Raw genomic sequence first — 20795 nt, forward strand, 5'->3', positions numbered from 1 at the left:
AACGAGTTCGCTCCCGGCGCGCGCGGCCGTCACACTTGGGTCCCGTGGGACATGTGGATGTGGCCGGGATCAGGTACGAGCTCCCCGACGGCAGGGTGCTGCTGGACGACGTGTCGTTCCGCGTCGGCGAGGGCGCCAAGGTCGCCCTGGTCGGTGCGAACGGCTCGGGCAAGACCACCCTGCTCCGCATCGTCGCCGGAGACCTCGCCCCGCACGAGGGTGCGGTGACCCGGGGCGGCGGGCTGGGCGTGATGCGGCAGTTCGTCGGCAGCGTGCGCGACGCCACCACCGTGGCCGAGCTGCTGCTGTCGGTGGCGCCGCCGCGGGTGCGCGAGGCCGCGGCCGCGGTCGACCGGGCCGAGCTGGCGATGATGGAACGCGACGACGAGCGAACCCAGCTGCGCTACGCACAGGTCCTGTCGGACTGGGCGGACGCCGGCGGGTACGACGCGGAGGTGCTGTGGGACGTCTGCTGCACCGAGGCGATCGGCCTGCCGTTCGACCGGGCGCGCTACCGCGAGGTGCGCACGCTGTCCGGCGGTGAACAGAAGCGGCTGGTGCTGGAGGCGTTGCTGCGCGGACCGGACGAAGTGCTACTGCTCGACGAGCCGGACAACTATCTCGACGTACCCGCCAAGCGCTGGCTCGAGGAGCGGCTCAGGGAGAGCCAGAAGACCGTGCTGTACGTCTCCCACGACCGCGAGCTGCTGGCCAACACCGCGACCAGGGTGGTGACGGTCGAGCTGGGTGCGGCCGGCAACACTGCCTGGACCCACCCGCAGGGGTACGCGAGCTACCACCAGGCACGGCGGGACCGGTTCGCCCGGCTGGAGGAGCTGCGCCGTCGCTGGGACGAGGAGCACCAGAAGCTCAAGGATCTCGTGGCGCTGTACAAACTCAAGGCCACACTCAACGACGGCGCGGCCGCGGCGTACAAGGCAGCGCAGACCCGGCTGCGGAAGTTCGAGGAGAAGGGCCCGCCGCAGGCGGTGCCGCGCGAGCAGAACGTCAAGGTCCGCTTGCGTGGCGGGCGCACCGGCAAGCGGGCCGTGGTGTGCACCGACCTGGAGCTGACCGGTCTGATGAAGCCGTTCGACCTGGAGGTGTGGTACGGCGAACGCGTGGCCGTGCTGGGCTCCAACGGCTCGGGCAAGTCGCACTTCCTGCGGCTGCTTGCCGCCGGTGGCACGCTGCCCGAACGCGAGCACCTGCCGGTCGGCGACGCGGTGATCACACCGGTCGCGCACAGCGGGCGCGCGAAGCTGGGCGCGCGGGTGCGGCCGGGCTGGTTCGCGCAGACGCACGAGCACCCCGAACTCGTCGGCCGCACCCTGCTGGAGATCCTGCACCGCGGGGACGAGCACCGCGCGGGGATGCCGCGGGAGGAGGCGGCCCGGGCGCTGGACCGGTACGAACTCGCCGAAGCGAGCGAGCAGACCTTCGACTCGCTGTCGGGCGGCCAGCAGGCGCGGCTGCAGATCCTCTTGCTGGAGCTGTCCGGTGCGACGTTGCTGCTGCTGGACGAGCCGACCGACAACCTCGACGTGGCGTCGGCGGACGCTCTGGAGGAGGGGCTGGCGTCGTACGCGGGCACCGTGCTGGCGGTGACTCACGACCGGTGGTTCGCTCGCGGTTTCGACCGGTTCCTCGTGTTCGGTGCCGACGGGGAGGTCTACGAGTCCGACGAACCGGTGTGGGACGAGGGTCGGGTCCGCCGAGTGCGGTGACTCACGACGCGGGTACGCCGGCCCGGTGCGTGCGCAGGCGCGTGCCGGGCCGACGGCCGCGTGGTGCAGGTCCTAGACCGGTTGGACGCTTTCCACCAGCAGGTCGGAGACGCTGAACCCCTCGGGAGAGAAGTCGTTCGTCCAGCCGTCCCGCAACAGCGTGTCGCGCAGGACGTCCGCCGACGCGCGGTAGTCGACCGCGACGGTCGACGCGAGTGCCACCAGGGTCAGGCGCGGCAGCGCGGTGCGGACGATCTCGTCGAGCCCGTCGGTGACGAACGCGAGTGGGAACAACGCGGAGGCGATCGCGGTGGCCTCGCCGTTGCGGACCACGATCCACTCCTCGTCCGGCGGCTCGTGGGCGGTGAGGCTCAACCCGTACGCGCGGACCAGGGACCGAAAGGCCGGTCCGGCGCTCTCTCGTCCCCAGTTCGGCAGCGGTGTCTGCCAGGGCGTGGTGCCCCGCCAGGGGCGGAGCACGGGGTCAAGGTCGATCATCGCTGGCATTGATTCCCCCGGTCGGGACGGGGAAACGAGCCGACGGACGCTTTCCGTCCGACAGCGACAGGCGGTGCTTCGTACCGATCGCCCGATCCGTCCCCGCCGGTTCCCGGAGTGGCCGTGGCCCGCGGCAGGGAGTCAGCGGACGGTCGGGCTCTGCATGGGACTGGGCATGGGACTGTGCATCGGACTGGGCAGTGGACTGCGCGCCGGACCGCGTGTCGGGCCGGCCGTCGGACCGGGCGTGACGCCGGACCCGCCGGTGGCACCCGGCATCGCGGCCGGGCGCAGCGTGAGCCGGATGATCCGGTCGTCCTCGGCAACCGGCTGGTTGCGTCCGTCCCGGTTGGACGTCGTGAGCCACACGCTGCCGTCCGGTGCCACGACCGCCGCGCGCAGCCGCCCGTACTTCCCGACCAGCGCGGCCAACGGCCGTCCCAGCACGCCGGCGGCCGGTCGCCACCGGATGCTCGCCTCACCCGTGCCCGTGCCGACGATCCGGGTACTGGCAAAGTCGATCGGCCGGCCCAGGTCCACGAGGTAGATCCGCTGTCCGCGCAGGCAGGTGATGATCGCGGCGTGCCCGATGATGGCGATGCCGTCGGTCACGCCGACCTCGGGCCGCCACACGGCGACAGGGTTGGTCATCCCGGCCATCCGGCCCATTCCCTGCACCTTGGGCCAGCCGTAGTTGCGGCCCGGCAGGACGAGGTTGAGCTCGTCCCACATCGCCTCGCCGATCTCCGCGACGTACATCCGGCCGCTCGCGTCCCAGGCCATCCCCTCCGGATTGCGGTGGCCGTACGACCAGACCAGGGAGCCGGGAAACGGGTTGCCGGGCGGGGGCTTGCCGTCGGTGGTCATCCGCAGGATCTTCCCGCCGAGGTTGCGAACGTCCTGGGACGCGCCGGCGCGGGAGGCGTCGCCGGTACTGGCGTACAGATATCCGTCCGGGCCGAACGCGAGCCGGCCGCCGTTGTGCACGCCGGCCAGCGGGATCCCGGTGACGATCGCCTCCGGTCTGGGCCGGGGCCCGACGAGGCGCATCCGGGCGATCCGGTTGTCGACCTTCGTCGTGTAGTAGACGAACACCGTCTTGTCGCGGGCGAAGCGGGGAGACGCCGCGATGCCGAGCAGCCCGCCCTCGTTGTTGGAGTACACGCCCTCGACGGAGGTCAGCGGCGTGACGGTCAGCTCGCCGCTCGCGGTGCGCCGCGGCCCGACCCGCAGGATCCGGCGCTTCGCGCGCTCGGTGACCAGGGCGCTGCCGTCGGGCAGGAACGCCACTCCCCACGGGACGTCCAGATGGGTGACGAGGGTTCGCTGGGAGGCGATCAGGCCGTCACCTCGTACGGCGTTCCGCGGGGCGCGCAGGAACGCGAAGCTTGTCGGCTTCGGGCCGTTGAGCACGACCGGCGTCGGCGACGGGGACGGCCTGTGGGAGGGGGCCGCCACCGGCAGCACCGCGCAGGCGGTGACCAGCCCGGCCAGGAGGACCACGCCGGTCACCGCGGTCACGGCGTGCGGCCAGGTGCCCCTGGTCCTCCTGGCACTCCCGGTTCTCCTGGTCCCCACGGTCCCCGTGGTCGACCCGACGTGGCGGCGTCGAGCGGCGAGCACCCCACCATCCTAGTAGCGCACGGTGGACAGACGGCGACTCTTCGTGTGTGATCGTGTGTCCTCGCGAGCATACGGATCCCGGGGCGAACCGGGGTATCCTGCTCGTCGGAGCCGAGCCCGGACGGTGGCTGGGGTCCGTCCCGGGACTCGTTCGGGGCGGGATCGGCACCCATTTTGACCAGTCCGCCGAGCCCCGAGTATTCTGGGCGGTCGTTGCGCCTGCTGGCTGCTGCCATGCGCGAGCGCACTCTCCGTTCCGGAGAAGTTCCACCAAGACCAGTCGTGTCGCCATGGCACGGCTCACCCCGACGATCAGCGAAGGCCGACGACTGTGCGCACCTACAGCCCCAAGCCCGGCGACGTCCCACGCGAGTGGCACGTCATCGACGCCTCCGACGTCGTCCTCGGTCGGCTCGCGAGCCAGGCGGCGACGCTGTTGCGCGGCAAGCACAAGCCGACCTACGCGCCGCACGTCGACACCGGCGACTTCGTCGTCATCATCAACGCCGAGAAGGTCGCGCTGTCCGGCAACAAGCGCGAGACCAAGTTCGCCTACCGGCACTCCGGTTACCCGGGCGGGCTCTCCGCGGTTCCCTACGGCGAACTGCTGGAGAAGGACCCTCGTAAGGCGATCGAGCGGGCGGTGTGGGGAATGCTTCCCAAGAACCGCCTGAGCCGGAAGCTGCTGAAGAAGCTGAAGGTTTACGCGGGCCCCAACCACCCGCACCAGGCTCAGAAGCCGCAGACCTACGCCATCACCCAGATCTCGCAGTAACCGACTGCGCCGAAGTGAGGAATCCCGTGGCTGAGTCCACCACCACTGTCGAGGCCGAGGGCGCGACCGTCGAGGGCGCCGCCGGCCAGACCGAGGGCGACGCGACCGTCGCCTACAGCTCCGAGAGCGCTCCCGAGGCTGCTTCGGCTGCTCCCCGGCCGGCGGCCATCGGCCCGGCTGCCGCGACCGGTCGTCGCAAGGAAGCCGTGGCGCGGGTGCGGGTCTTCCCCGGCAGTGGCCAGTGGCGGATCAACGGCAAGACGCTGGACCAGTACTTCCCCAACAAGGTCCACCAGCAGCACGTCAACGAGCCGTTCGTCCTGCTCGACCTGGACGGTCGGTACGACGTGATCGCCAACCTCGACGGTGGCGGCGTCACCGGCCAGGCGGGTGCGCTGCGGCTCGGCATTTCACGGGCGCTGAACGAGGTCGACGCCGAGGCCAACCGTCCGCCGCTGAAGCGGGCCGGCATGCTGACGCGTGACCCGCGGGCCAAGGAGCGCCGCAAGGCCGGGCTGAAGAAGGCCCGCAAGGCTCCCCAGTACTCCAAGCGGTAAGTCCTCACCGTGGGCCGGTTGTTCGGCACCGACGGAGTGCGGGGGCTCGCCAACGGCGAGCTCACCGCCGAACTCGCCCTCGACCTGTCCGTCGCCGCGGCGCACGTGCTCGGCGAGGTCGGCGCGTTCGAGGGACACCGGCCGCGGGCAGTGGTCGGTCGTGACCCGCGTGCCTCCGGGGAGTTTCTGGAGGCCGCGGTCGTGGCGGGCCTGGCGGGCGCGGGCATCGACGTCATTCGTCTCGGTGTCATCCCCACGCCCGCGGTCGCGCACCTGACCGACGCCATGGGCGTCGACGTCGGCGTGATGCTGTCCGCATCGCACAACCCCATGCCGGACAACGGCGTGAAGTTCTTCTCCCGGGGCGGGCACAAGCTCGACGACGCCCTCGAGGACCTCATCGAGGCCCGCATCCGGGAGCCGTGGCAGCGGCCCACCGGAGCCGGCGTCGGCCGGGTGACCGACGACCGGGACGGCTTCGACGCCTACGTCGCCCACCTGGTGCGATCGGTGCCCAACCGGTTCGACGGGCTCCGCGTGGTGGTCGACTGTGCCAACGGCGCCGCCTATCGCACCGCTCCGGAGACGCTCGGTCGGCTCGGCGCGACGGTGATCCCCATTCACGCCGAGCCCGACGGCCTCAACATCAACGACGGTTGCGGCTCCACGCATCCGGAGTCGCTGGTCGCGGCGGTCGCCGAGCACGGCGCCGACGTCGGGATCGCCCACGACGGTGACGCCGACCGCTGTCTTGCCGTGGACCGGTTCGGCAACATCGTCGACGGCGACCAGATCCTGGCGATCCTCGCCCTCAGCCTGCGCGAGGCGGGCCGGCTCGCCTCCGACACCGTGGTCGCCACCGTGTTGAGCAACCTCGGTTTCTCGCAGGCGATGCAGCGTGAGGGCATCGCGGTGGAGCAGACCAAGGTCGGCGACCGGTACGTCCTGGAAGCCATGAAGACCGGCAAGTTCAACCTCGGCGGCGAGCAGTCCGGGCACATCGTCCTGCTCGACCACGCCACCACCGGCGACGGTGTGCTGGCCGCCGCGCACCTGCTGGCGCGGATGGCGGCAACCGGCCGGCCGCTGGACGAACTCGCCGCGGTGATGACCAGGCTTCCGCAGGTCATGGTCAACGTGCGTGGCGTCGACCGGACCCGGGCCGACACCGACCCCGACGTGGCCGCCGCCGTGACCGCGGCCGGCGCCGAGCTGGGGGAGACCGGCCGAGTCGTACTCCGGCCTTCGGGCACCGAGCCCGTGGTGAGGGTGATGGTCGAGGCGCCGACGTGCGAACACGCCCAGCAGGTGGCCGACCAGCTCGCCCGAACCGTCCAGCGCGCGCTGGCCCTCTAGACCGCGCTGGCCCTCTAGACCGCCCTGTCCTCGTGGGACGACAACGGGAGGTCGGGCACATGCCGCTCACCCAGCTGGGACATGCCTGCGTACGGCTGACGGACGGCGCGACTCTCGTCGTCGATCCCGGTGCATGGAGCGGGTTCGAATGCCGGCCGCTGGGAGGAACGTTCACCCGGCCGGAGCCGGGCGGCCAGGTCGATCTGTGACTCGCCGGAAAACGTCTTGGCGGGGCGAAAGTAGTCGTGGCAGGCTCCCCGCGTGCGCGAAGACAACGACGTCGGGCTGCAGACGAACCCGGACGCATCGCCGGAGCCGGGCAACGGCGCCGGCGCGCGGAACGCCGCGCCCGTGAACGTCTCCGTCGTCGACCCGGCCGACGAGACCGCGATGCGGCGTTGGCACGCGGTGTTCCACGCGGGCCTGATGGCCGGCCTGCAGGACCCGCCCGCCTGGACGCTCCAGGAGAGCCTGGTCCTCCACCGTGCGGCCGATTCCAGCATGCGCCGGGAGCCGTTCGTCGCCGTCGACGGCAACGGCGACGTGGTTGGTGCGGGTGAGGTTCAGTTTCCGCTGCGGGAGAATCTCCGCCTTGCGATCTTCGAGATCGGCGTCCCGCCGGAGCACCGGCGGCGAGGCGTGGGGAGCGCGTTGTACGGCCACGTGGTCGAGCGGGCACGAGCCGAGGGCCGCATCAGCCTGCTGACCGAGGTGAACGTCCCCGACGGCACGCCGCACGAGGAGTGGCCCGGGGTGGCGTTCGCACGGATTCTCGGCTTCACCCTGCGCAACACGGAGTTGCGCCGGCAGCTCCGGCTGCCGGTCGAGCCGCTGCACCTGCGAACCCTCGCCGGCAAGGCCGCCCAGCGCGCCTCGGACTACCGCCTGGTGTCCTGGTCGGGTCCGTGTCCCGCGGAGTACGCCGAGCAGTACGCCGAGCTGAAGGGCCGGCTCTCGGCCGACGCACCGCTGGGCGACCTCGACTACGAGCAGGAGGTCTGGGACGTCGCCCGGCTGCGGGAGGCCGAGGACCGCACGGCGGCACAGGGACGGACCCTCTTCACCACGGTCGCCGTCGCACCGGACGGAACGCTCGCCGGGCACACCCAGCTCGCGGTACCCCGGCACGAGCCCGGTCGGGCGTACCAGTGGGACACCCTGGTGCACGCCGCGCACCGCGGTCACCGGCTCGGGCTCGCGTTGAAGGTCGCCAACACCCAGGCGCTGTCGGAGGCGCACCCGGAAGTGACCCGCGTCGACACCTGGAACGCCGTCCAGAACGGCCCGATGGTGGCGGTGAACGTCGAGCTCGGTTACCGGATCATGGACGCCTGCCAGGAATGGCAGCGCGAGCTGTGAGCCCGCACTTCGTGGGGCCCGGCGCGACGGCTCAGATCTTGCGGAGCCGTACCCGGGTCACCGAGTGGTCGGCGCCCTTGTGCAGCACCAGCCGGGCCCGGCCCCTGGTGGGCTGGACGTTCTGTTCGAGGTTCGGGCCGTTGATGGTGTCCCACAGCCGGCAGGCGCGTTCGACCGCCTCGGCGTGACTGAGGTCGGCGTACCTGCGAAAGTACGACTCCTCGTCCCGGAACGCCGTCTCACGCAGCGCCAGGAACCGTTTGACGTACCACTCCCGCACGTCGGCCGGCGAGGCGTCGAGATAGATCGAGAAGTCGAAGAAGTCGCTGACCGCGAGGCCGCGCCGGCCGTCCTCGTGCGCCCGCGCAGGCTGCAGGACGTTCAGGCCCTCGATGAGCAGGATGTCCGGTGCGCGCACCTCGAGACGCTTGTCCGGAACGATGTCGTACTTCAGGTGGGAGTAGACCGGTGCGGTGACGACCGGCACGCCGGACTTCACCGCCACCACGAACCGCAGCAGCGCCCGCTGGTCGTAGGACTCCGGGAAGCCCTTGCGCTGCAGTAGGCCCCGGCGTTCCAGTTCGGCGTTCGGGAGCAGGAAGCCGTCCGTGGTGACCAGCGACACCCGGGGGTGGTCCGGCCAGCGGGCGAGGAGTTCGCGCAGCAGCCGGGCCACCGTGCTCTTGCCGACGGCGACCGACCCGGCGATGCCGATGACGAACGGGGTCCGCCCGGCCGTCGGGGCGGCACCGGCGACACCGCCGTTGGTGCCGTTCGCCCCGGTCGCACCCGGTTCGCCCGGGTGCGGCGGCTCGCTGGTGAGGAACGTCTGGGTGGCCTGGTGCAGCGCGCCGGTGGCTCGCACGTAGAGGTTGAGCAGCCTGGTGAGCGGCAGGTAGACCTCGCGGACCTCGGCCAGGTCGATCTCGTCGGCGAGGCCGCGCAGGCGCTCGACCTCCTCGGCGGTGAGGGGGAGTGGGGTGGAGGCGGCCAGCCGCGACCAGGCGGTCCGGTCGAGTTCGACGTACGGCGTGGTCGTGCCGTTCACGAGGCGGGCCTCCCGGATGCGCTGCATGGGCCCGATTCTTCCCTGACGACCGTTCGGCCCGTCACAGGCGGTACTCGGAAGCCCTCCTCTTGCCCGATGGTCGCCCGGCGTTCACCGCTGGTGGCTACCCTGAGCTTCCATGTGCGGAATCGTCGGGTACGTAGGTTCGGGTTCGGCCAAGGGTGTCGACGTCGTGGTCGAGGGCCTGCGCCGGCTGGAGTACCGCGGGTACGACTCGGCCGGGGTCGCGGTCGCCGACCGCGGCGGGGTGCGGGTCCGCAAGCGGGCCGGCAAGCTCGCCAACCTCCAGGCGGCGCTCAGCGAGGACCCCCTGCCGGCCAGCGGTACGGCGATGGGCCACACCCGCTGGGCCACCCACGGGGCGCCGACCGACCCCAACGCCCACCCGCACATCGACTGCGCGGGCCGGCTGGCGGTGGTCCACAACGGCATCATCGAGAACTTCGCGGCGCTGCGTGCCGAACTGGAGGCCCAGGGTCACCAGCTGACCTCCCAGACCGACACCGAGGCGGTGGCCCACCTGCTGGAGGACGCCTGGGAGCCCAGCGGCCGCGACCTCGCCGAGGCGATGCGGCACGTGTGCCGCCGGCTCGAGGGCGCGTTCACGCTGGTCGCGGTGCATGCGGACGCGCCGGACGTCGTGGTCGGCGCCCGCCGCAACTCCCCTCTGGTCGTGGGCCGCGGCGAGGGGGAGAACTTCCTCGCCTCCGACGTGGCGGCGTTCATCGAGCACACCCGCAACGCGGTCGAGCTGGGCCAGGACCAGGTTGTGACGATCACCGCCGACTCGGTGACCGTCACCGACTTCGCCGGGCAGAAGGCACCGACCCGCGACTACCACGTCGACTGGGACATCTCCGCCGCCGAGAAGGGCGGCCACGACTACTTCATGCTGAAGGAGATCGCCGAGCAGCCCAAGGCGGTCGCCGACACCCTGCTCGGACGGCTCACGCCGCAGGGCCGGCTGCGGCTGGACGAGATGCGGCTGTCCCACGACGAACTGCGGGAGATCGACAAGATCGTCATCATCGCCTGCGGTTCGGCGTTCTACGCCGGCCTCACCGCGAAGTACGCCATCGAGCACTGGACCCGAATCCCGTGCGAGGTGGAGCTGTCCAGCGAGTTCCGCTACCGCGACCCGATTCTCAACCGGGCGACGCTGGTGATCGCGATCTCGCAGTCCGGGGAGACGATGGACACCCTGATGGCGCTGCGGCACGCCCGCGAGCAGCGCGCCCGGGTGCTCGCGATCTGCAACACGAACGGCTCGACGATCCCGCGCGAGTCCGACGCGGTGCTCTACACCCACGCGGGCCCCGAGGTCGGGGTGGCGGCGACCAAGACGTTCCTCACCCAGGTGGTGGCCTGCTATCTCATCGGCCTGTATCTCGCGCAGGTCCGCGAGTCGAAGTTCGGGGACGAGGTGGCTGCCGAGGTCGACCAGCTCGACCGGATGCCCGCGGCCGTCCGTGCCGTACTCGGAACGATGGCCGACATCCGGGCGCTGGCCCGGGAGCTCGCCACCGCGAAGTCGGTGCTGTTCATCGGCCGCCACGTCGGTTACCCGGTGGCGCTGGAGGGTGCGCTCAAGCTCAAGGAACTCGCCTACATGCACGCCGAGGCGTTCGCGGCGGGTGAGCTGAAGCACGGGCCGATCGCGCTGATCGAGGAGGGGCTGCCGGTCGTGGTGGTCGTACCCCCGCGCGGTCGCGACGTCCTGCACGACAAGATCGTCAGCAACGTGCAGGAGATCCGGGCCCGCGGCGCCCGCACGATCGTGCTCGCCGAGGAGGGCGACGAGTCGGTCGTCCCGTGGGCGGACACGCTGATCAGGCTGCCGCGGGTGCCCACCCTGCTGCAGCCGCTGGTCGCGACGGTCCCGCTGCAGATCTTCGCCTGTGAACTCGCGATGGCGCGGGGCAACGACGTCGACCAGCCGCGCAACCTGGCGAAGTCGGTGACGGTCGAGTAGACGGTGGCCTGGGCGGGCGGTGGCGTAGCGAGAGCGGCGTCAGACGCCGACGCCGACCAGGTGGCCGACGCCGTAGGTCACCACCATCGCCAGCGCCCCGCCGACGACGGTGCGGATGGCGGCGCGGCGCGGCTTGGCGCCACCGAGGCGGGCGCTCACGGCGCCGGTGACCACCAGGGCGACCACGACGGCGCCGAACGTGATCGGCACCCGCAGGCTGGTGGGCGGGAAGATGATCGCCGCCATCGGCAGCAGGGCACCGATGGTGAACGCGACGAACGACGCGAGGGCGGCGTGCCAGGGGCTGGTGAGGTCGTCGGGGTCGATCCCGAACTCGATCTCGGCGTGCGCCCGCAGAGCGTCCCGCTCGGTGAGCTCCTCGGCGATCTTGCGGGCCAGCTCCGAGGAGATGCCCTTGGCCTCCCACATCCGGGCCAGCTCCTCCAGCTCCTGGTCGGGCATGTGGGCGAGCTCCCAGCGCTCCTTGTCCAGCAGCGCCTTCTCGGTGTCACGCTGAGTGCTCACCGAGACGTACTCACCCGCGGCCATGGAGAAGGCCCCGGCCAGCAGACCGGCGATGCCGGCGACCAGGATCGCCGACACCTCGGCGGTGGCGGCGGCGACACCCACGACGATGCCGGCGACGGAGACGATCCCGTCGTTGGCGCCGAGCACGCCTGCACGCAGCCAGTTCAGCCTGTTCGAGACGCTGCCGATGCCCTGGTCTGCGTCGTTCGCGTGGATCTCCTCGCTGCCGGTTTCGGTCCGCGCGTCGCTCATGGGGGAACGCTAGCCAGTACGGCCGACAGACGGTAGCGAGGACAGCCTCACCGACCTCGCCCCCGGACCGGCCGCGTGGGCGTGCACGGACCGTGACGAGCCCGTCCGTCTGGGGCCTTCGCGGCGGGCAGCGCCGCGCTACGGTTCGCGGGAGAGACGACTCGCGGGAAAGTCGACCGGCCGCCGGCCCGCGGCGGCCCGATCCGGGAACCGGCGGATGAGCGGACCAGCCAGCCAGACCGTCGAGGCGCCGACGCAGGCGCCTCCTCGCAGGCTGGCCGCGATCTTCACCGCCCTGATGCTGGCCATGCTGCTGGCGGCCCTCGACCAGACCATCGTCGCCACCGCACTGCCCACGATCGTGAGCGACCTGGGCGGGCTCACCCACCTGTCCTGGGTGGTCAGCGCCTACCTGCTGGCCTCGACGGTCTCCACGCCGCTGTGGGGCAAGCTCGGCGACCAGTACGGCCGCAAACGCCTCTTCCAGGCCGCGATCCTCGTCTTCCTGGTCGGTTCGATGCTGTGCGGGCAGGCGCGGTCGATGGGAGAGCTGATCGGCTTCCGCGCGCTGCAGGGGGTCGGCGGCGGCGGGCTGATCGTGTTGACGATGGCGCTGGTCGGTGACGTCGTGAGCCCCCGCGAGCGCGGCCGCTACCAGGGCATCTTCGGCGGGGTGTTCGGGATCGCGAGCGTCGCTGGCCCGCTGCTCGGCGGCTTCTTCGTGACCAACCTCGGCTGGCGGTGGGTGTTCTACGTCAACCTGCCCCTGGGTGCGGTGGCGCTGGCCGTGGTCGCGGTGGTGCTCCCGTCCCGGCGTGCCGGCGGCGCGAGGGTGCGGCACCGCATCGACTACCTCGGGGCGCTGACACTGGCCGCAGCCGCGACCTGCCTGGTGCTGGCCACGTCGTGGGGCGGTACGCAGTACGTCTGGACCTCGCCGGTGATCGTCGGGCTGTTCGTGGCCGCCGTCGGCCTCGTCTGCGTGTGGCTCGCGGTCGAACGCCGGGCGGCCGAGCCCGTCCTGAGCCCCCGGCTGCTCGCCCTGCCGGTCTTCCGGATCGGTGCCGCGATCGGCTTCGTGGTGGGGTTCGTGATGTTCGGCGCGCTGGCGTTCCTGCCGTTGTTCCTGCAGGTGGTGCACCAGGTCAGCCCGACGCTGTCGGGGATCTACCTGCTGCCGATGGTGCTGGGGCTGCTGGCCACCTCGGTGGCCAGCGGGCTGGTGGTCAGCCGTACCGGCCACTACCGCGTCTTCCCGCTGGTGGGTACGCCGACGATAGCGGTGGGGTTGTTCCTGTGTTCCCGGCTGGACGAGTACTCCACCACGCAGGCGATCGCCGGCTCGCTGCTCGTGCTCGGCGCCGGGCTGGGCCTGGTGATGCAGGTGCTCCTCACCGCGGTGCAGAACGCCGTCGACTACGAGGACCTCGGCGCGGCCACGTCGGGAGTGACGTTCTTCCGGTCGATCGGCGGCGCGTTCGGTACGGCGGTGTTCGGCGCGATCTTCTCCAACCAACTGCTCGGCAACGTGGCGTCAGCGCTGCACGGGCGGTCACTGCCCGGCGGGTTCGACCCGACCACCATCACCCGCGAACCGGCCCGGATGGCCACGCTCCCACCGCAGGTGCGAGAGGCGCTGCTGCACGCGTACGCGGTGTCGATCCACTCGGTCTTCGTGTGGGCGACACCGGTGGCGCTCGCGGCGTTCGTACTGGCGTGGTTCCTGCGTGAGCTTCCGTTGCGGGCCACCGCCACCACTGCCGACTACGTCGAGGGCATGCCCGGCCGGATGGCCGTGTGTACCTCGCAGGAGGAGATCGAACGCGCGCTCAGCCTGCTGGTGCGCCGCGACGACCGTGCCCGCGGCCTGTACCAGCAGCTCGGCAGGGCGGCCGGCGTGGCGCTACCGGCCGGCTCGCTGTGGGCGCTGTGCCGGCTCGCGCGGGCGGGCCCGGCGCGGGCCGCCGACCTGGCGGCGGTGGCGCGGGTGCCACCCGAACGTGCCGGGCCGCACGTCGACACGCTGCTGGCGGCGGGGTACGTCAGCCGCGACGGCGGGCGCCTCGAGGTCACTCCGTCCGGGCTGGCGGCGGTCGACCAGCTGGTGGCCACCCGCCGGGCAGCGCTGGGACGGCGGCTCGAAGGATGGCGACCGGAGGAGCATCCCGAGCTGTCCGCGTTGTTGCAGCACCTGGCGTCCACGTCGCTGGGCGAGGAGGCCGACCGCGAGGCGTTCGCCCCCGGCCGCTCGCCGATCCGCCGTGACCGGCACCCGTGAGGCTGGGCCCGCCTTACGCATACGACGGGAACGATGCGCAAGGATGGAGGGATGATCGTCGGGCTGGGAATCGACGTGGTCGACGTCGAGCGATTCGAGGCGACGCTGGACCGTACACCCGGACTACGCACTCGGCTGTTCACCGACGACGAGCGGACCCGGCCGATCGCGGGCCTGGCCGCCCGGTTCGCGGCGAAGGAGGCGCTGGCCAAGGCGCTCGGTGCCCCCGTCGGCATGCGCTGGCACGACGCCGAGGTGATCACCGACGGAGACGGCCGGCCCTGGCTGGAGGTCCGGGGCACGGTCGCCCGGCAGACCGAGAAGCTGGGCGTGACCTCCATGCACCTGTCCATGTCGCACGACGCCGGGATCGCGTCGGCGGTCGTCGTACTCGAGAGGGGTTGACGGCAGCCGATGCGGACCGCGCACTCCGTCGTCCAGATCCGGGCCGCCGAGGCCGCGCTGATGGCGACCGTTCCCGACGGCACGTTGATGGACCGTGCCGCCACCGGGCTGGCCACCGCCTGTGTGGACTTCCTGGGCGGCGCCTACGGCGCCGACGTCGTGATCGTGGCGGGATCGGGCGCGAACGGCGGCGACGCGCTGTACGCCGGAGCCCGGCTTGCCCGGCGCGGCGCCCGGGTGGCCGCGATCCTGCTGGACCCCGGCAAGGCGCACGCCGGTGGCCTGGCCGCGCTGCGCTCGGCGGGTGGTCACGTCGTGCCCGAGGACGAACGCGAGGACGCCGTGGCCCGTGCCGACCTGGTGCTCGACGGCATCGTCGGCATCGGGGGCAAGCCCGGCCTGCGACCGGAGGCCGCCGCCGTCATGGAGCTGGTCGAGCGGTACGACGTGCCCGTGGTCGCGGTCGACGTACCGTCCGGCATCGACGTGGACACCGGCGAGACGCCCGAGCCGCACGTCCGCGCCGCGGTGACGGTGACGTTCGGCACCCACAAGGTGGGCCTGCTCGTCGATCCGGGTGCCTCCGCCGCCGGAGTGGTGCACCTGGTCGACATCGGGCTCGGCCCGTACCTCCCGGATCCGGTGGTGGAGTCGCTGCAGGCCTCCGATGTCGCCGCCCTGCTGCCGGCGCCGGACCGGACCTCGCACAAGTACACCCGCGGCGTACTCGGCGTGGTGGCCGGCTCCGACCAGTACACCGGCGCGGCGGTGCTCGCGGTCAGCGGCGCCCTGGGCGGGCCGCTCGGCATGGTCCGCTACGTCGGGCCGGACGAGCCCGCCCGGCTCGTTCGCGCGCGCTGGCCCGAGGTGGTCGCGGGCGAGGGCCGGGTGCAGGCCTGGGTGGTCGGGTCCGGTCTCGGCGACGCGCCCGAACGCGCCGAGGACGTCGCCCGCGCGCTGGCCGACGACGTACCCGTGCTCGTCGACGCCGACGGGCTGCGCCACGTGCTCGCGCGGTGCGAGGGCGAGGTGCTGCTCACTCCCCACGAGGGCGAGCTGGCCCGGATGCTGGAGGTGGAGCGTTCGAACGTCACCGCCCGCCGGCTGCACTACGCGTGCGAGGCCGCCGACCGCTGGAACGCCACCGTGCTGCTCAAGGGCGCGACGACGGTGGTGGCGTCGCCGAACGGCCGCGTCCGGGTCAACTCGGTGGGTACGCCCTGGGTGGCGACCGCCGGGTCCGGCGACGTGCTGTCCGGCATCTGCGGTGCACTGCTGGCCGGCGGGCTTTCGCCGCTGGACGCGGGCAGCGTGGGCTGCTTCCTGCACGAGACGGCCGGCGTCCTCGCCTCGCGCGGCGGGCCGATCGTCGCCGAGGACATCGCCGCCGCACTGCCGGACGCCTACCGCTACGTCCGGGCAGCCGAGGGAACCTAGGGTCTGCTCGGCTGCCGGACGGCGTTCGGCAGGCGCCTTGGCTCGACCCGCCTCAGCGCCCGGGCGGGCGCGCGGACGGATAGCGGTCGAGGTAGCCCGGCAGGTCCACGGCCGGCGTCCGTACGTGCGTCGCGGCGAGGACCGCGTCCACCATCGCCAGCGTCACCGCGTCGGCGGCGGCGGCCTGCACCGCGGCCACGCCACCGATCTCGGCGGCGCCGGGCCAGGACACCGGTGCGGCCGCGACCGCGTCGGTCGTTCCCGTGGCCAGGGCGAAGATCGAGTCCCCGTCGACCAGGGTGTGCACCGGCCGGACCGACCGGGCCAGTCCGTCGTGTGCCGCCGCGGCCATCCGCTGCGTCTGCGGGTGGGTGAGCCGGGCGTTCGTGGCCACGACGGCGAGGGTGGTGTTCAGGACGTCCGGCTGCTCGCCCGAACCCCCTGCCACGGTCGTCGGGCCGGCCTGCACCCGGGCGTGCTCCGTGGGCGACGGAACTCCCGGCCGCAACGCCTCGTCGGTGACGTACTGCGCGGCCAGCAGCGCACCCGTGTCGTCCAGGCACGGCGAACCGTAGGCGTTGGCCACCACCAGCGCACCGACCACGATGCCGCCGGGGAGCCGGACACTTGCCGTACCCACGCCGCCCTTGAGCCGGGGGAGGCTGAACGACGCGCCTGCACCCGCTCCGACGCAGCCGGTGCGGACCGCGCCGTCGGCGGCCTCGGCGGCCGCGGCGTAGCCGAGGTCGGCGTCCGGGCGGTTGTGGAGGTCGCCGCCCTTGCCGAGGTCGAAGACGATCGCGGCCGGCACCACCGGCACCACGGCCTCCGGGCCGATGGCGACGCCGCGCCCCTGCTCCTCGCACCAGCGCTGCACGCCGGTGGCGGCGGCCAGCCCGAACGAACTCCCGCCGGCCAGCGTCACAGCGTCCACGGTGTCGACCAGCGTCCCGGGCGCCAGCGCGTCGGTCTCGTGCGTACCGGGCCCACCGCCGCGTACGTCGACCGCACCGATGGTCCCGTTGGGCGGGATCACCGCCGTGACGCCGGTCAGCCAGCCGCCACCCACGCGCTCGACCTGGCCCACCAGTACGCCCGGCACGTCGGTCAGGGCGCCGTACGGATTGACCGGCCCGCCCGCGTTCTGCTCTTCGTCCACAAGCGTGGAGCTTAGAGGGGTTGGTCCCGGGTGGATCCAACCGTTCCGAACGGCGCGTCCGGCCCCCGGTAGGCGCGGACAAGCGTTGCGGCCCTGCCTGAACGGACCTTGGGAGTGGGGCCTGGAACACTGGAGCCGTCATGAACGCGGTTCGCCGAACCCGCGGAGCAGATCGAACGGGCAGAAGGATGGACACAGGTCGAACGCACTCACGCCGCGTCGCCGCGGGTCGGAAGGGCGCGGACAGCACCGCCGCACGCGCCGCCGTCCCCGAGCACGGCGACCCCTCCACCCGCGCCGAGGCGCGAGTCGACCTTGCCGCCATCCGCGCCAACGTCGAGGCGATCCGCGGCCGGGTCGGCGACGCGGCCGTGCTGGCCGTGGTCAAGGCCGACGGCTACGGCCACGGCCTGGTCCCGGCGGCCCGGGCCGCGGTCGACGGCGGCGCCGGCTGGCTGGGCGTGGCCACGATCGAGGAGGCGCTGGCCCTGAGAGCGGCCGGGCTGACCGCGCCGCGGATCCTGTCCTGGCTGGCCGCACCCGGGGAGCGGTGGCAGCCGGCGCTGGCCGCCGGCGTCGACGTCGCCGCCTACTCCGCCTGGCAGCTGAACGAGATCGCCGAGGCGGCCGAGCACGCCGGCGCCACGGCGCGGGTGCACCTGAAGATCGACAGCGGACTCAACCGGGGCGGCGCCGGGCCGAAGGACTGGCCGGCCCTGATCGACGCGGCGCTCAGCGCGCAGGCGGAGGGCACCGTCCGGGTCGCCGGGATCTGGTCCCACCTGGCCTGCGCCGACGAACTCGGCCACCCCTCGGTCGACCGGCAGCTCGCGGTGTTCCGGGAGGCGGTGGCGTTCGCCGAGCGGGTGGGAGTCCGGCCCGAGGTACGCCACCTCGCCAACTCCGCGGCGACGCTCACCCGGCCCGACACCCACTTCGACCTCGTACGCCCAGGCCTCGCGGTCTACGGCCTGTCCCCGGTGCCCGAGGTGTCCTCGCCGGGCGAGTTGGGCCTGGTCCCCGCGATGTCGGTGCGGGCTCGGCTGGCCCTGGTCAAACGCGTCCCGGCCGGCGAAGGCGTGTCGTACGGCCACCGGTACGTCACCTCCACCGAGACCACGCTCGGTCTGGTGCCGCTGGGGTACGCCGACGGGGTGCCGCGGGCGGCGAGCAACCTCGGGCCGGTCTGGGCCGGCGGGCGGCGGCGTACGATCGCCGGCACCGTGTGCATGGACCAGTTCGTTCTCGATCTCGGCGACGTCGCCACCGTCGCCGGGGACGAGGTGGTGCTCTTCGGCGCGGGGACCTCCGGCGAGCCGACCGCCCAGGACTGGGCCGACGCCACCGGCACGATCTCCTGGGAGATCGTCACCCGCATCGGTGCCCGGGTTCCCAGGCACTACGTCGGGGGAGGGCCGGATGGCAGGTGAGGTGGAGCGGGTCGGCCGCGCTGCCGACCGTGCCCAGGCGGGCAGGGCCGGCCGAGCCACCCGGGTCTCACGGGTCGCCCAGGTCGCGAAGGCCGCCAGGGCCGCCCGGCCCGGGAGAGCCGAGGGGGCGGACCGGATGGTCGAGCTGCTCCGGAGCCGGACCGGCGTCCTCGGTGCCGCCACCGGCATGCTGGCGGCCGGCGCGGCGGCCGGGATCGCGCTCGAACGCTACGTCGTGGGCCGGCGCCGCACGGCCGACCTGCGCGACGACGGCCCGCTCGGCACCCGGCGCGGCGATCCGACGATCGTCAAGACCGCTGACGGCCTGGAGCTGTACGCCGAGATCGACGAGCCCAGCCCCCGGGTGGCGAACCCGCTCACCGTGGTCTTCTGCCACGGGTACGCCCTCAACCTCGACTGCTGGCACTTCCAGCGCGCGGCGTTGGCCGGCGAGGCGCGGCTGGTGTTCTACGACCAGCGGTCGCACGGCCGCTCCGGCCGCTCACCGAGCGACCTGTGCAACGTCGACCAGCTCGGCAAGGACCTCGGCGAGGTCGTCACCGCCCTCGCCCCGGAGGGCCCGCTCGTGCTCGTCGGCCACTCGATGGGCGGCATGTCCGTGCTGGCGCTGGCCGACCAGCACCCCGAGCTGTTCGCCGACCGGGTCGTCGGTGTCGCCCTGCTGGCCAGCAGCGCCGGTGGCCTGGACTCGGTGACGCTCGGCGTACCCGGGCCCGTGGGGCGGCTGGTGCACCGGCTGACGCCGGCCGCGGTCGCCGCGATGTCGCGGGCGCCGGGCCTGATCGAACGCGGCCGCAAGGCCGGCAGCGACGTGGCGTACGTCCTCACCAAGCACTACTCCTTCGGCTCGAAGGTCCCCCGGGCGCGGGTGGAGTTCGTGGCGGAGATGCTCGCGGGTACGCCGATCGAGGTGGTGGCGGACTTCTACCCGGGGTTCGCCCAGCACGACAAGTACCACGCGCTGGAGGCGCTGCACGGCGTGGAGACGCTGGTCATGGGCGGCCGCGACGACCTGATCACCCCGGTGGAGCACAGCCGGGAGATCGCCGAGCGGCATCCCGCCGCCGAGTACATCGAGCTGTCCGACAGCGGGCACATGTTCCTGATCGAGCATCCGGACGTGGTCAACGCCGCACTGGCGGACCTGCTCGGCCGGGCCGCCGTCGCGGCGGGTTCGATGACGGGACGACCAGTGGACGAGACCGGCTGACCGGCCAACGAGGACCGGCCCGACGAAGACCGACTGAACCCGGAACGACCGAACGAGCAGACGAAGCGGAGCGCACACGGTGACCGACCTGCACGTCGTCGAGGCGAAGCCCACGGACGCGGCTGCCCTGGTGGGGGTCATCCACGCGGCGTTCGGCGCCCGGCCGCCACTGGACCCACCAGGCACCGCGCTGCGGGAGACGGTGCAGACGGTGGAGGACGCGGTGCGTTCCCACGGCGGGCTGCTGGCCCGGGTCGACGGCCGCGCCGCCGGGGCCATGCTGCTCGCCGAGAACCACGGGTGGCTCGACCTGCGCCGTGTGTCGGTGCACCCGAGGTTCCAGCACCGCGGCGTGGCCACCGCGATGGTCGGTTGCGCGGAGGAGGTCGCGGCCGAGCGCGGGCTCGCGGGCGTACGTCTGGTCGCCCGCGCCGAGCTTCCGGCCACACTCACGTTCTGGCGCCACCGCGGCTACCTCGAGGCCGGCCGGGACGGCCCGAACATCCACCTGGGCAAGCGACTGCCGGTGGAGGTGACGGCGGGCAGCGTCGAGGACACCCAGGAGGTCGGCCGGCGGCTCGCGAAGATCCTGCGCGCCGGTGACCTGGTGCTTCTGACAGGGGAACTCGGTGCCGGCAAGACCACCCTGACGCAGGGGATCGGCGCCGGCCTGGGCGTCCGCGGCCAGGTCACCTCACCCACGTTCGTCATCGCCCGCGCGCACCCGTCGACGGTCGGCGGTCCGCCCCTGGTGCATGTCGACGCCTACCGGCTGGGCGGCGTGGCCGAACTCGACGACCTCGACCTGGACACCTCCGTGGACGACGCGGTCACGGTGGTCGAGTGGGGCGAGGGACTCGCGGAGGGCCTGGCCGAGGACCGGCTGGAGGTCGTGGTGAGCCGGGCCGTCGGGGAGGAATCCACGGGCGAGGTCGTGGGCGGAAGCACGGGCGAGCGCGAGGGCGAACCCGACGACGAACCCGACGACGAGTTCGGCGACGACGCCGAGGACGAACGAGCGGATGTCCGGCAGGTCCGGGTCGTCCCGGTCGGCCGGCGCTGGCTGGACGTCGCGGTGCGCGACGCGCTCGCCGGAGGGCTCGCGGCCGACGTCAGGTCCGTCCCGAACTGACCTTCGC

The 20795-nt window shown here is 72.7% G+C and carries 18 protein-coding genes; 13 read left to right on the forward strand and 5 right to left on the reverse strand.

What is annotated here, in order from left to right; genetic code table 11:
- Window positions 1–44 precede the first annotated feature (44 nt).
- Window positions 45–1727, forward strand: a complete 1683-nt coding sequence (locus tag BLU27_RS13635; RefSeq protein WP_092657658.1) for an ABC-F family ATP-binding cassette domain-containing protein — start codon at window positions 45–47, stop codon at window positions 1725–1727.
- A gap of 72 nt (window positions 1728–1799) precedes the next feature.
- Here the strand turns inward: BLU27_RS13635 and BLU27_RS13640 are convergent, their stop codons facing one another.
- A complete protein-coding gene (locus BLU27_RS13640) occupies window positions 1800–2225 on the reverse strand; it encodes a hypothetical protein (RefSeq protein WP_092653858.1) in 426 nt (141 codons plus the stop codon).
- A gap of 141 nt (window positions 2226–2366) precedes the next feature.
- On the reverse strand, window positions 2367–3848 hold the full coding sequence (locus tag BLU27_RS13645; RefSeq protein ID WP_241827953.1) for a PQQ-dependent sugar dehydrogenase: 1482 nt from the start codon (window positions 3846–3848) through the stop codon (window positions 2367–2369).
- Between the two features lie 331 nt (window positions 3849–4179).
- Between BLU27_RS13645 and rplM the strand changes: the two genes are divergently transcribed.
- Genes rplM through BLU27_RS13665 form a run of 5 tightly spaced genes read left to right on the forward strand, consistent with a single transcriptional unit; the run spans window position 4180 to window position 7895 of the window.
- Window positions 4180–4623 carry a 50S ribosomal protein L13 gene (gene rplM, locus BLU27_RS13650; protein ID WP_092653860.1) on the forward strand — a complete coding sequence of 148 codons (444 nt, stop codon included), beginning with the start codon at window positions 4180–4182 and terminating at the stop codon, window positions 4621–4623.
- 26 nt (window positions 4624–4649) lie between these two features.
- Window positions 4650–5180, forward strand: a complete 531-nt coding sequence (rpsI, locus tag BLU27_RS13655) for a 30S ribosomal protein S9 (protein WP_092653862.1) — start codon at window positions 4650–4652, stop codon at window positions 5178–5180.
- A gap of 9 nt (window positions 5181–5189) precedes the next feature.
- Window positions 5190–6536 carry a phosphoglucosamine mutase gene (gene glmM / locus BLU27_RS13660; RefSeq protein WP_092653864.1) on the forward strand — a complete coding sequence of 449 codons (1347 nt, stop codon included), beginning with the start codon at window positions 5190–5192 and terminating at the stop codon, window positions 6534–6536.
- Window positions 6537–6595: 59 nt separating this feature from the next.
- A complete protein-coding gene (locus tag BLU27_RS29040) occupies window positions 6596–6745 on the forward strand; it encodes a hypothetical protein (RefSeq protein ID WP_157728520.1) in 150 nt (49 codons plus the stop codon).
- Between the two features lie 52 nt (window positions 6746–6797).
- Window positions 6798–7895 carry a GNAT family N-acetyltransferase gene (locus BLU27_RS13665; protein WP_241827954.1) on the forward strand — a complete coding sequence of 366 codons (1098 nt, stop codon included), beginning with the start codon at window positions 6798–6800 and terminating at the stop codon, window positions 7893–7895.
- Between the two features lie 31 nt (window positions 7896–7926).
- Here the strand turns inward: BLU27_RS13665 and coaA are convergent, their stop codons facing one another.
- Window positions 7927–8970: a type I pantothenate kinase gene (gene coaA / locus BLU27_RS13670; protein ID WP_092653866.1), complete on the reverse strand. Its 1044-nt coding sequence runs from the start codon at window positions 8968–8970 to the stop codon at window positions 7927–7929.
- A 112-nt stretch (window positions 8971–9082) separates the two neighbouring features.
- Between coaA and glmS the strand changes: the two genes are divergently transcribed.
- Entirely contained in the window at window positions 9083–10936 is a 1854-nt protein-coding gene (gene glmS, locus BLU27_RS13675) for a glutamine--fructose-6-phosphate transaminase (isomerizing) (RefSeq protein ID WP_092653868.1), read from the forward strand.
- 39 nt (window positions 10937–10975) lie between these two features.
- Here glmS and BLU27_RS13680 read toward each other — a convergent pair whose 3' ends face one another.
- On the reverse strand, window positions 10976–11716 hold the full coding sequence (locus tag BLU27_RS13680) for a VIT1/CCC1 transporter family protein (RefSeq protein ID WP_092653870.1): 741 nt from the start codon (window positions 11714–11716) through the stop codon (window positions 10976–10978).
- Window positions 11717–11933: 217 nt separating this feature from the next.
- On the opposite strand from BLU27_RS13680, the gene BLU27_RS13685 reads away from it, so the two are divergent.
- Genes BLU27_RS13685 through BLU27_RS13695 form a run of 3 tightly spaced genes read left to right on the forward strand, consistent with a single transcriptional unit; the run spans window position 11934 to window position 15836 of the window.
- The gene (locus tag BLU27_RS13685) at window positions 11934–13994 is read left to right on the forward strand and encodes an MDR family MFS transporter (RefSeq protein ID WP_092653872.1); all 2061 of its coding nucleotides are present in this window, start codon (window positions 11934–11936) and stop codon (window positions 13992–13994) included.
- Between the two features lie 51 nt (window positions 13995–14045).
- Window positions 14046–14399 carry a holo-ACP synthase gene (locus BLU27_RS13690; RefSeq protein WP_092653874.1) on the forward strand — a complete coding sequence of 118 codons (354 nt, stop codon included), beginning with the start codon at window positions 14046–14048 and terminating at the stop codon, window positions 14397–14399.
- A 9-nt stretch (window positions 14400–14408) separates the two neighbouring features.
- The gene (locus tag BLU27_RS13695; RefSeq protein ID WP_092653876.1) at window positions 14409–15836 is read left to right on the forward strand and encodes an NAD(P)H-hydrate dehydratase; all 1428 of its coding nucleotides are present in this window, start codon (window positions 14409–14411) and stop codon (window positions 15834–15836) included.
- Between the two features lie 52 nt (window positions 15837–15888).
- Here BLU27_RS13695 and BLU27_RS13700 read toward each other — a convergent pair whose 3' ends face one another.
- Window positions 15889–16995, reverse strand: a complete 1107-nt coding sequence (locus BLU27_RS13700) for a P1 family peptidase (protein ID WP_092653878.1) — start codon at window positions 16993–16995, stop codon at window positions 15889–15891.
- Window positions 16996–17183: 188 nt separating this feature from the next.
- Here BLU27_RS13700 and alr point away from each other — a divergent pair, with 188 nt between their 5' ends.
- The 3 genes from alr (at window position 17184) to tsaE (ending at window position 20788) form a co-directional block, all read left to right on the forward strand.
- The gene (gene alr, locus BLU27_RS13705; RefSeq protein ID WP_092653880.1) at window positions 17184–18425 is read left to right on the forward strand and encodes an alanine racemase; all 1242 of its coding nucleotides are present in this window, start codon (window positions 17184–17186) and stop codon (window positions 18423–18425) included.
- Window positions 18415–19656, forward strand: a complete 1242-nt coding sequence (locus tag BLU27_RS13710) for an alpha/beta fold hydrolase (RefSeq protein ID WP_241827955.1) — start codon at window positions 18415–18417, stop codon at window positions 19654–19656. The genes alr and BLU27_RS13710 overlap by 11 nt, the downstream gene beginning before the upstream one ends.
- 79 nt (window positions 19657–19735) lie before the next feature.
- Window positions 19736–20788 (forward strand): tRNA (adenosine(37)-N6)-threonylcarbamoyltransferase complex ATPase subunit type 1 TsaE, encoded by a 1053-nt coding sequence (tsaE, locus tag BLU27_RS30875; protein WP_092653882.1) that lies wholly within the window; start codon window positions 19736–19738, stop codon window positions 20786–20788.
- Window positions 20789–20795 lie beyond the last annotated feature (7 nt).

The organism is Actinopolymorpha singaporensis, from assembly GCF_900104745.1.
In the GTDB taxonomy this organism is placed as follows: Bacteria; Actinomycetota; Actinomycetes; order Propionibacteriales; family Actinopolymorphaceae; genus Actinopolymorpha; species Actinopolymorpha singaporensis.